Annotated in this window: 8 protein-coding genes; 6 read left to right on the forward strand and 2 right to left on the reverse strand. The window is 66.2% G+C overall.

What is annotated here, in order from left to right:
* Positions 1 to 413 (forward strand): c-type cytochrome (locus tag PHX69_RS13720; protein WP_502958536.1); only part of this gene is annotated, 413 nt, incomplete at its 5' end.
* Positions 414 to 609: 196 nt separating this feature from the next.
* On the opposite strand, the gene PHX69_RS13725 is transcribed toward PHX69_RS13720, so the two are convergent.
* Together PHX69_RS13725 and PHX69_RS13730 are read right to left on the reverse strand one after the other, a co-directional pair.
* Positions 610 to 1272, reverse strand: a complete 663-nt coding sequence (locus PHX69_RS13725; protein ID WP_288044400.1) for a response regulator transcription factor — start codon at positions 1270 to 1272, stop codon at positions 610 to 612.
* Entirely contained in the window at positions 1269 to 3260 is a 1992-nt protein-coding gene (locus tag PHX69_RS13730; protein WP_288044401.1) for a sensor histidine kinase, read from the reverse strand. Before PHX69_RS13730 ends, PHX69_RS13725 begins: the two co-directional genes overlap by 4 nt.
* A gap of 303 nt (positions 3261 to 3563) precedes the next feature.
* On the opposite strand from PHX69_RS13730, the gene PHX69_RS13735 reads away from it, so the two are divergent.
* From PHX69_RS13735 to radA, 5 genes are all read left to right on the forward strand, one after another.
* Positions 3564 to 5882, forward strand: a complete 2319-nt coding sequence (locus tag PHX69_RS13735; RefSeq protein ID WP_119013728.1) for an NADP-dependent malic enzyme — start codon at positions 3564 to 3566, stop codon at positions 5880 to 5882.
* A gap of 163 nt (positions 5883 to 6045) precedes the next feature.
* Positions 6046 to 6450 (forward strand): guanyl-specific ribonuclease, encoded by a 405-nt coding sequence (locus tag PHX69_RS13740; RefSeq protein ID WP_119013729.1) that lies wholly within the window; start codon positions 6046 to 6048, stop codon positions 6448 to 6450.
* 114 nt (positions 6451 to 6564) lie between these two features.
* A complete protein-coding gene (locus PHX69_RS13745) occupies positions 6565 to 6990 on the forward strand; it encodes a barstar family protein (protein WP_119013730.1) in 426 nt (141 codons plus the stop codon).
* 62 nt (positions 6991 to 7052) lie between these two features.
* Entirely contained in the window at positions 7053 to 7181 is a 129-nt protein-coding gene (locus tag PHX69_RS13750; RefSeq protein ID WP_277749425.1) for a hypothetical protein, read from the forward strand.
* 55 nt (positions 7182 to 7236) lie between these two features.
* On the forward strand, positions 7237 to 8132 hold an 896-nt coding region (gene radA, locus PHX69_RS13755; protein ID WP_288044403.1), incomplete at its 3' end, for a DNA repair protein RadA.

Raw genomic sequence — 8132 nt, forward strand, 5'->3', positions numbered from 1 at the left:
GCAAGGTGGGCGATGCGCAGGGCTACACCTTTCCGCCGCTGTGGGGCCCCGACAGCTTCAACAACGGTGCGGGCATGAACCGCCTGATCATGGCCACGCGCTTCGTCAAGCACAACATGCCGCTGGGTAGCTCGCACGACGCGCCGCAATTGAGCGACGACGAGGCCTATGACGTGGCCGCGTTCATGCTGTCCAAGCCGCGCCCGATCAAGGCCAACCTGGAAGCGGATTTTCCGGCGCGCTGGAACAAGCCGGTCGATTCGGCCTTTCCGCCCTACCTGCTGGGCGCCAGCGCTGACCAGCACCGCTTTGGCCCCTACCCGCCGCTGGTGGCCAAGCAAAAAGAAATGATGGAGCAGCTCAAGGCCGGTGCAGCCGCCGAGCGTGCTGCTGCTGGCAAGAGCGCCCGCTGAGTGTCTGCGGCGCCTGGGCGGGTGCCCGTGGGGTGCCCGCTGGGCGCACCGCTCTACCGGGCTGCGCCGCCCTGCACTGGCGGCCCCGCCCGACGGGTGGATGGGGCAAGGCGGGTGGGGTTTGGGATTCAGTTTATTCAGTGTTTTAGGCCGCTAGCCCTTGCGGGGTGAGCGCTACTAGCTATTACTTTGGTAGCTACATGGCAGGCGCTGGCGGTGGCGCGCTGCCCTCGTCCAGCGCCTGTGGGTCGGCGCGCAGGATCAGGCGTGCCAGGTCGGCGGCGTGGCCGCTGCCGGTTTTTTCGGTGATGCGCTGGCGGTGGACGTGGACGGTGTGGTCGCTGATGCTGAGCTGGCGCGCCACTTCTTTGTTGCTCAGGCCCAGTGCCAGTTGCCGCGCCACATCGCGCTCGCGCGGTGACAGGCGCGCCAGCAGGGCTTGCGCCTGGGCGCGGCGCGCGTGCTGGCGCTGCGTGGCCAGGCCCACGGCCACAGCGTGGTTCAGTGCGTCCAGCAGCGCCTGTTCGCGGAACGGTTTTTGCAGAAAGTTCAGCGCACCGCCGCGCAGCGCCTGCACGGCCTGGTCGATGTCGCCATGGCCGGTCATGAACACGGTGGGGTAGTCGTGCCCGGCGGCGGCCAGGCGCTGTTGCAGCTCCAGCCCGCTCATGCGCGGCATGCGGATGTCCAGCAGCAGGCAGCAGCCCTGGGGCGCAGGGGCGGGCAGCGCAGCCAGAAAATCTTCGGCCAGCGCGTAGCCCTGGGCGGCAAAGCCCAATCCTTCGACCATGAACAGCGTCGAGCGCAGAAAGGCGGCATCGTCGTCCACGATGTGGACGACTGGCGGGGGCGTGCTCATGGCGGGGCTGTGGGCGTAGCGGGCGCTGGCGTGGGGGCTGGCGCTGGTTGGGCTGTGCGTGCCTGCGTGGCAGCGCAGATGGATGTGAGCCCCGGTGCGGGTGGGGCGTTGGCCGCAGGCGCCAGCGGCAGGTGCAGCGCAAACACCATGCCGGTGTGGCTGGTGCCTGTGTCTGCGCCCGTGATGTCGCTGGCGTCGGCAGGACGGGCGAGCAGTGCGCCGCCGTGGGCTTCGGCAATGCCCCGGCAGATGGCCAGCCCCAGGCCCAGGCCGTGGGCGCGCGTGGTGTAGAAGGGCTCGAACAGCCGGGCGCGCTCGGCCTCGCTCAGGGGTGCGCCGTGGTCGCGCACGGCAATTGCCAGGTGGGGCGGCAGGTGCTGGATGGAAATAACCATGGCGGCATTGTCGCGACCGGCGGCGCGGTGGGCGTCGAGGGCGTTCTTCAGCAGGTTCAGCAGCACCTGCTGGATTTGCTGCGGGTCACACCACACGCGCAGGCCCTGGGCGGCGCTCTCGTGCGTGACGGTAATCGGCGGCGCTTGCCCCAGCAGGCTGCCAAACAGGGCCACTGCTTCGCTGACCAGCGTGGCCGGGTCGCTGTGGGTGCGCACGGCGGTGCGCTTGCGCGCCAGCGCCCGCACGCTGGCAATGACGCGGGTGGCGCGTTCGGTTTCCTGGGCAATGTCTTGCAGTGCCTGTGCCAGTGCGGCGGGGGCCAGGTCGCCCCGCGCAGCGCGCCGCTGCACGCTGGCGGCGTAGTTGGCAATGGTAGCCAGCGGGTGGCTGAGTTCATGCGCCAGCGTGGCCGACAGCTCGCCCAGTATCGACAGGCGCGCCAGGTGGTCCATGGCCTCTTGGCCCTGTGCCAGTTGCTGGGCCAGCCGCTCACGCTCGCGCAGGCTGCGGGTGAGTTCCGAGGTGCGCCGTCGCACCAGCAGTTCGACATGCAGCATGTAGGCCGCCCCCAGCAGCACCAGCGCCAGCGCAGCGGCCAGCGCTGGCCAGTAGCGCCCCAGCAGGGCCTGTGGGCGGGTGTCGCGCAAAAAGGCATAGGGCTCGACCTGCAAGGCGCGCAGCACGTCGTGGACGCGCTGGTAGTCGGCGGGCACCGACCAGCGGCTGCCCTGGGCATCGGCGGGCAAGCCCAAGAGCGCCAGCAGCACGCTGCGGGCCTGGTCGTGCGGGGTGTGGGCCAGCGCGGCAAAGGCCCAGCCGGGGTACATCGGGGTGGAGGATTGGCAGCCCGGCGGTGCATCGGGCCGCGCGCCCACCACCACCAGCGCGCCCGGGGGCACGCGGCCTGCGCGCTCCAACTGCTCCAGCACGCAGGTGCGCAAAATGCCCGTATCGGCCTGGCCCGACAGCACCGCGTCGGCCACGCGCTGCATCGGAAAACCCGTGAACACGCGCTGTACGGCGCCGGCCTCGGCGTCCAGACCCTGGCGCAGCCATTCGGCGGCCACCAGCTGGTAGCCACCAAACGCTTGCCCCTGCACGGCGGCCACCCGCTGGCCGCGCAGGTCGGCCAGCGTGTTCGGCAGCGGCGCACCCGCGCGCACCACCACGGCGGCGCCCACGGCGTGCGCCGGGTCGCTGCCCGATTCGGCGGTTTGCGTGGCGATGCGGGTGGCGCCATGGCGTGCCTCCAGCACCACGTAGTGCCCCGGGTTGGTGACCACAAAATCGAGCTGGCGCTGTGCCACGGCGGCTTCCAGCGTGGCGGCGTTCAGCGCTTGCAGTTGCACCTGCCAGCCCGGCAGTGCCTGCGCCAGCCGGTCGGCCAGCGGCTGCCACTGGCGCTGGGTGTCTTCGTCGTCCAGCACCGACAGCACGCCGATGCGTGGGTGCGGGGCGGTGGCGGCAGGCGCAAGTGCAGGCGTGGCGTCTGCCAGCATCGGCAAGGCCAGCAGCACGGTGGCGACCAGGCTGCGCACGGCCCGCCAGCACGGCACGGCGCGGGTGCCGGGAAGGCGCAGAAGGCGGTGCATGGCGCCATTGTAGGCAGTGCTCCGTGCTTTTTTATGAATCAAAAGTGCCTCTAGAGCTTGTGGAATAAGCGCAGTTAGCTATCAAAAGAATAGCTTTTTTGTGGCCTGGCCAGGCATCCACGGCGCCCTGGCACCGTGGTGTGACAGCGCCATGGCAGCACCGCCGCACGGTGGTTTTTGCCCTGCCAGCGTGCGTGTGCTTTGGGGCCGCGCCTACAATCGCCTTCCCCTCACGGGAGCCAACGGTGCCACCTTGGCACAAGGCCAGCGCACCGTCGCTCCACCACTTGCTGGAGATGCCTGATGCCTGACGCCCCCAAGGCCACAACCCCCAATACCCCCGACAAAAAAGCCCAGCTGCGCCGCGCTGCGCTGGAGTACCACGAGTTCCCCAAGCCCGGCAAAATCGCCATCGCTGCGACCAAGCAAATGGTCAACCAGCACGATCTGGCGCTGGCTTACTCCCCCGGCGTCGCGGCCCCTTGCGAGGAAATCGTCAAAGACCCCAATGCCGCGTTCAAATACACCAGCCGGGGCAACCTGGTGGGCGTGGTCACCAACGGCACCGCTGTGCTGGGCCTGGGCGACATCGGCGCGCTGGCCAGCAAGCCAGTGATGGAGGGCAAGGGCGTGCTGTTCAAGAAGTTCTCGGGCATCGACGTGTTCGATATCGAGATCAACGAGAAAGACCCCGAAAAGCTGGTCGAGATCATTGCCGCGCTGGAGCCCACCTTTGGCGGCATCAACCTCGAAGACATCAAGGCCCCCGACTGCTTTTACGTCGAGCGCAAGCTGCGCGAACGCATGAAGATTCCGGTCTTCCACGACGACCAGCATGGCACCGCCATCGTGGTGGGCGCCGCCATCATCAACGGCCTGAAGGTGGCGGGCAAAGACCCCAAGCAGATCAAGCTGGTTACTTCTGGCGCCGGTGCGGCTGCGCTGGCGTGCCTGGGGCTGCTGGTCAAGCTGGGCATTCCGCGCGAGAACATCTGGGTCACCGACCTGGCTGGCGTGGTCTATGAAGGCCGCACCGAGCTGATGGACGAGGACAAGATCGTCTTTGCCCAAAAAACCGAGCAACGCACCCTGAGCGAAGTCATTGAGGGCGCTGACGTGTTTCTGGGCTTGTCCGCCGGTGGCGTCCTGAAAAAAGACATGGTGGCCAAGATGGCCGCGCGCCCGCTGATTTTTGCCCTGGCCAACCCCAATCCTGAAATCCAGCCCGAGGATGTCAAGGCCGTGCGCGATGACGCCATCATGGCCACGGGCCGCTCGGACTACCCCAACCAGGTCAACAACGTCCTGTGCTTTCCGTACATCTTCCGCGGTGCACTCGATTGCGGTGCCACCACCATCACCATGGAGATGGAGATTGCCGCCGTCCACGCCATTGCCGAGCTGGCCCAGGCCGAGCAAAGCGAAGTGGTGGCCGCAGCCTACGTGGGCGAACCCCTGGCGTTTGGCCCCGAGTACCTCATCCCCAAGCCGTTTGACCCGCGCCTGATGATGAAGATTGCGCCTGCCGTGGCCCAGGCGGCTGCGGCCAGCGGTGTCGCCCTGCGCCCCATTGCCGACATGGACGCCTACAGCGACCACCTGCAAACCTTCGTCTATGCCTCGGGCACGACGATGAAGCCGATTTTTGCCGCCGCCAAGGCCGCCACGAAAAAGCGCGTGGCCTACGCCGAGGGCGAAGAAGAGCGCGTGTTGCGCGCGGCGCAAATTGTGGTCGATGAGGGCATTGCCCGCCCCACGCTGATTGGCCGCCCACCGGTGATTGCCGAGCGCATCGAGAAGTTTGGCCTGCGCCTGAAAGAGGGCCAGGATTACGACGTGGTCAACGTCGAAAACGACCACCGCTACCGCGAGTTCTGGCAAACCTACCACCGCCTGACCGAGCGCAAGGGCATCACCGCACCCATTGCCAAGATCGAGATGCGCCGGCGCCTGTCGCTCATCGGCGCCATGCTGCTGCACCACGGCGATGTGGATGGCCTGATCTGCGGCACCTGGGGCACCAACCCCATGCACCTGAACTACATCGACCAGGTGATTGGCAAGCGTGCGGGCGTGGCCACCTATGCCTGCATGAACGGCCTGCTGCTGCCCGACCGTCAGGTGTTTCTGGTGGACACGCACGTCAACTACGACCCCACGGCAGAGCAGCTGGCCGAGATCACCGTCATGGCCGCCGAAGAAATGGTGCGCTTTGGTATCAAACCCAAGGTGGCGCTGCTGAGCCACTCCAACTTTGGTTCCAGCAACCAGCCCAGCGCCGTCAAGATGCGCCAGACCCTGGCGCTGTTGCAAGTGCAGGCGCCCTGGCTGGAGGTCGATGGCGAGATGCACGGCGATGTGGCCCTGGACGGCAAGGCCCGCGAGCGCCTCATGCCCCACAGCAGCCTGCTGGGCGATGCCAACTTGCTGGTGCTGCCCAATATCGACGCGGCCAACATCTCCTATAACCTGCTCAAGACGGCGGCAGGCGGCAACATTGCCATTGGCCCGGTGCTGCTGGGTGCAGCGCAGCCGGTACACATCCTGACCCCCAGCGCCACTGTGCGCCGCATCGTCAACATGACGGCGCTTACCGTGGCCGACGCCAACGTGCAACGCTGAGGCGGCTGTACTCAGGGGGCGCCACTGGCGCGCCCGCCCCTGCCATATGTGCCCCCCAGGGTCTGCCTAAATATTGGGCAGGCCCTTGCTTTTCAGGGGGGTTTGCGTCACACTAGCGCCTTGAAATTTCGGGTAAACCCGTAGTTTCCGAAAGGTGTATTCAATGCTGAAGGCCATAGCCAAGCGGGTGTGCGAAGCGGGATTTGCGGGCGTTCTGGGTGCTGCGCTGGTGTTTACACCCATGGTGGGGCTGGCGCGTACCACCCCCGACACCGAGGTGATCAGCACCATTGCGCTGGCCGATTTGCCCGTTCAGGGGCGCAAAACCTACGCCCTGATCCATGAGGGCGGGCCATTTCCCTACGACAAAGACGGCTCCGTCTTCGGCAACCGCGAAAAAATACTGCCAGCCAAGAAACGCGGCTACTACAGGGAATACACCGTTCGGACGCCCGGCGCTCGCAATCGCGGGGCCAGGCGCATTGTGTGCGGCGGCAAGCCCCAGGTTCCCGATGCTTGCTACTACACCAGTGACCACTACTCCAGTTTTCGCGAAATCGTGCAATGACCCGTGCCGCACGGAGCGGTCTGTTGCTTTCCCCTTTTGATTCATCCAGGACACAGCCGTACGCGGTTCGCCGGGGTGCCCCCAGTTTTTGGACTTTAAGAAAGAGAAGCGGAGATGGATATGCCACTTCGTAAGGATCAAGACCCCCCTTTGCGCGGCGTGCGCGCCAATATCGTGCAGTCCATTCGCGCTTTTCGCGTGCAAGACCTGCAAGATGCGGCTGTCGCCCTGGGGCACCATTTCCTTTACGCCAACCTCGCCCATGCACAGACCAAACAGGATGTGCTGGATTTGATCGCACAGCAGTTCACGTTTCCGCCGCACTTTGGCAAGAACTTTGACGCCCTGTACGACTGCATGACCGACCCGCTGCACAAGTCCGGCCCGCAGCCTGGCTTTGTGGTGGTGCTGGAGCAAATTCCGGCCACCGCCAAGTTCGACAAGGAAGCGCGCGAACAGCTGCTGGACATCTTCCGTGATGCCGCCGATTACTGGGGTGACCGCAAGATTGCATTCCGCTGTTTCTATTCTTTTCTGTAGCCCGTTCTGCATCCGTCAGCCAAGCGGAACGGGCCAATGAGGCTACCGAGGCACCAGCCCCTGTGCTGGGCATTGAAATCGAAGCGCAGTCTGCCGAGCCCATGCCCACAGACAAGCTGGTCGATGTGTCTCCCCTGGCGCTGCGCATGAGCAGTCCTTTCAACTCCGGGTACTGGCTGGCAGCGGCCTGACCCTCTTTCTGCCTGCTTGCGGCTGCCTGCGCTGGCGTGTGGGCAGCCGTTTTGCATGGCCAAAGAAAAAACCATCCACACCTGCACCGAGTGCGGCGGCACCAGCCCCCGCTGGCTGGGCAAATGCCCGCACTGCGGCGCTTGGAACACCCTGATTGAGTCGGTGGCCGAGTCCGATGCGCCCGGCAAAAACCGCTACAGCGGCGCCCGCCATGCCGGGCTGGCAGCGGCGCAGCCGGTCACGCCACTGTCGGCCATTGAGGCCACCGACATCGCTCGCACGCCCAGCGGCCTCGATGAGCTCGACCGCGTGCTGGGCGGCGGCATCGTCGAAGGCGGCGTGGTGCTCATTGGCGGCGATCCGGGCATTGGCAAATCCACCCTGCTGCTCCAGGCCCTGGATGCCTACCAGCGCGCGGGTCTGCCCACGCTGTACGTCACTGGCGAGGAAAGCGGCGCGCAGGTGGCCCTGCGCTCGCGCCGCCTGGGGCTAGAGGGCAGCCAGGTGAATGTGCTGGCCGAAATCCAGCTCGAGAAGATCCTCGCCACCATCGAGGCCACGCAGCCCGCCGTGGCGGTGATTGACTCCATCCAGACGGTGTATTCCGAGCAGCTCACCTCTGCGCCGGGCTCGGTGGCGCAGGTGCGCGAGTGTGCGGCCCACCTCACACGCACAGCCAAGGCCACGGGCGTGGCCATCGTGCTGGTGGGGCATGTGACCAAGGAGGGTGCGCTGGCTGGGCCGCGCGTGCTGGAGCACATGGTCGATACGGTGCTCTACTTTGAGGGCGACACGCACAGCAGCTTCCGGCTGGTGCGCGCCATCAAGAACCGCTTTGGCGCCGTCAACGAGATTGGCGTGTTTGCCATGACGGAAAAAGGCCTCAAGGGGGTGGCCAACCCCAGCGCCATTTTTCTGAGCCAGCACAGCGAGCCGGTGCCCGGCAGCTG

It is taken from the genome of Simplicispira sp., assembly GCF_028687295.1.
GTDB lineage: Bacteria > Pseudomonadota > Gammaproteobacteria > Burkholderiales > Burkholderiaceae_C > Simplicispira > Simplicispira metamorpha.

Bases quoted from the DNA above. Each gene is read 5' to 3' on its own strand.
- PHX69_RS13725 (WP_288044400.1), bottom strand. From the start codon at position 1,272: ATGAGCACGCCCCCGCCAGTCGTCCACATCGTGGACGACGATGCCGCC.
- PHX69_RS13735 (WP_119013728.1), top strand. From the start codon at position 3,564: ATGCCTGACGCCCCCAAGGCCACAACCCCCAATACCCCCGACAAAAAA.
- PHX69_RS13730 (WP_288044401.1), bottom strand. From the start codon at position 3,260: ATGCACCGCCTTCTGCGCCTTCCCGGCACCCGCGCCGTGCCGTGCTGG.
- PHX69_RS13745 (WP_119013730.1), top strand. From the start codon at position 6,565: ATGGATATGCCACTTCGTAAGGATCAAGACCCCCCTTTGCGCGGCGTG.
- PHX69_RS13740 (WP_119013729.1), top strand. From the start codon at position 6,046: ATGCTGAAGGCCATAGCCAAGCGGGTGTGCGAAGCGGGATTTGCGGGC.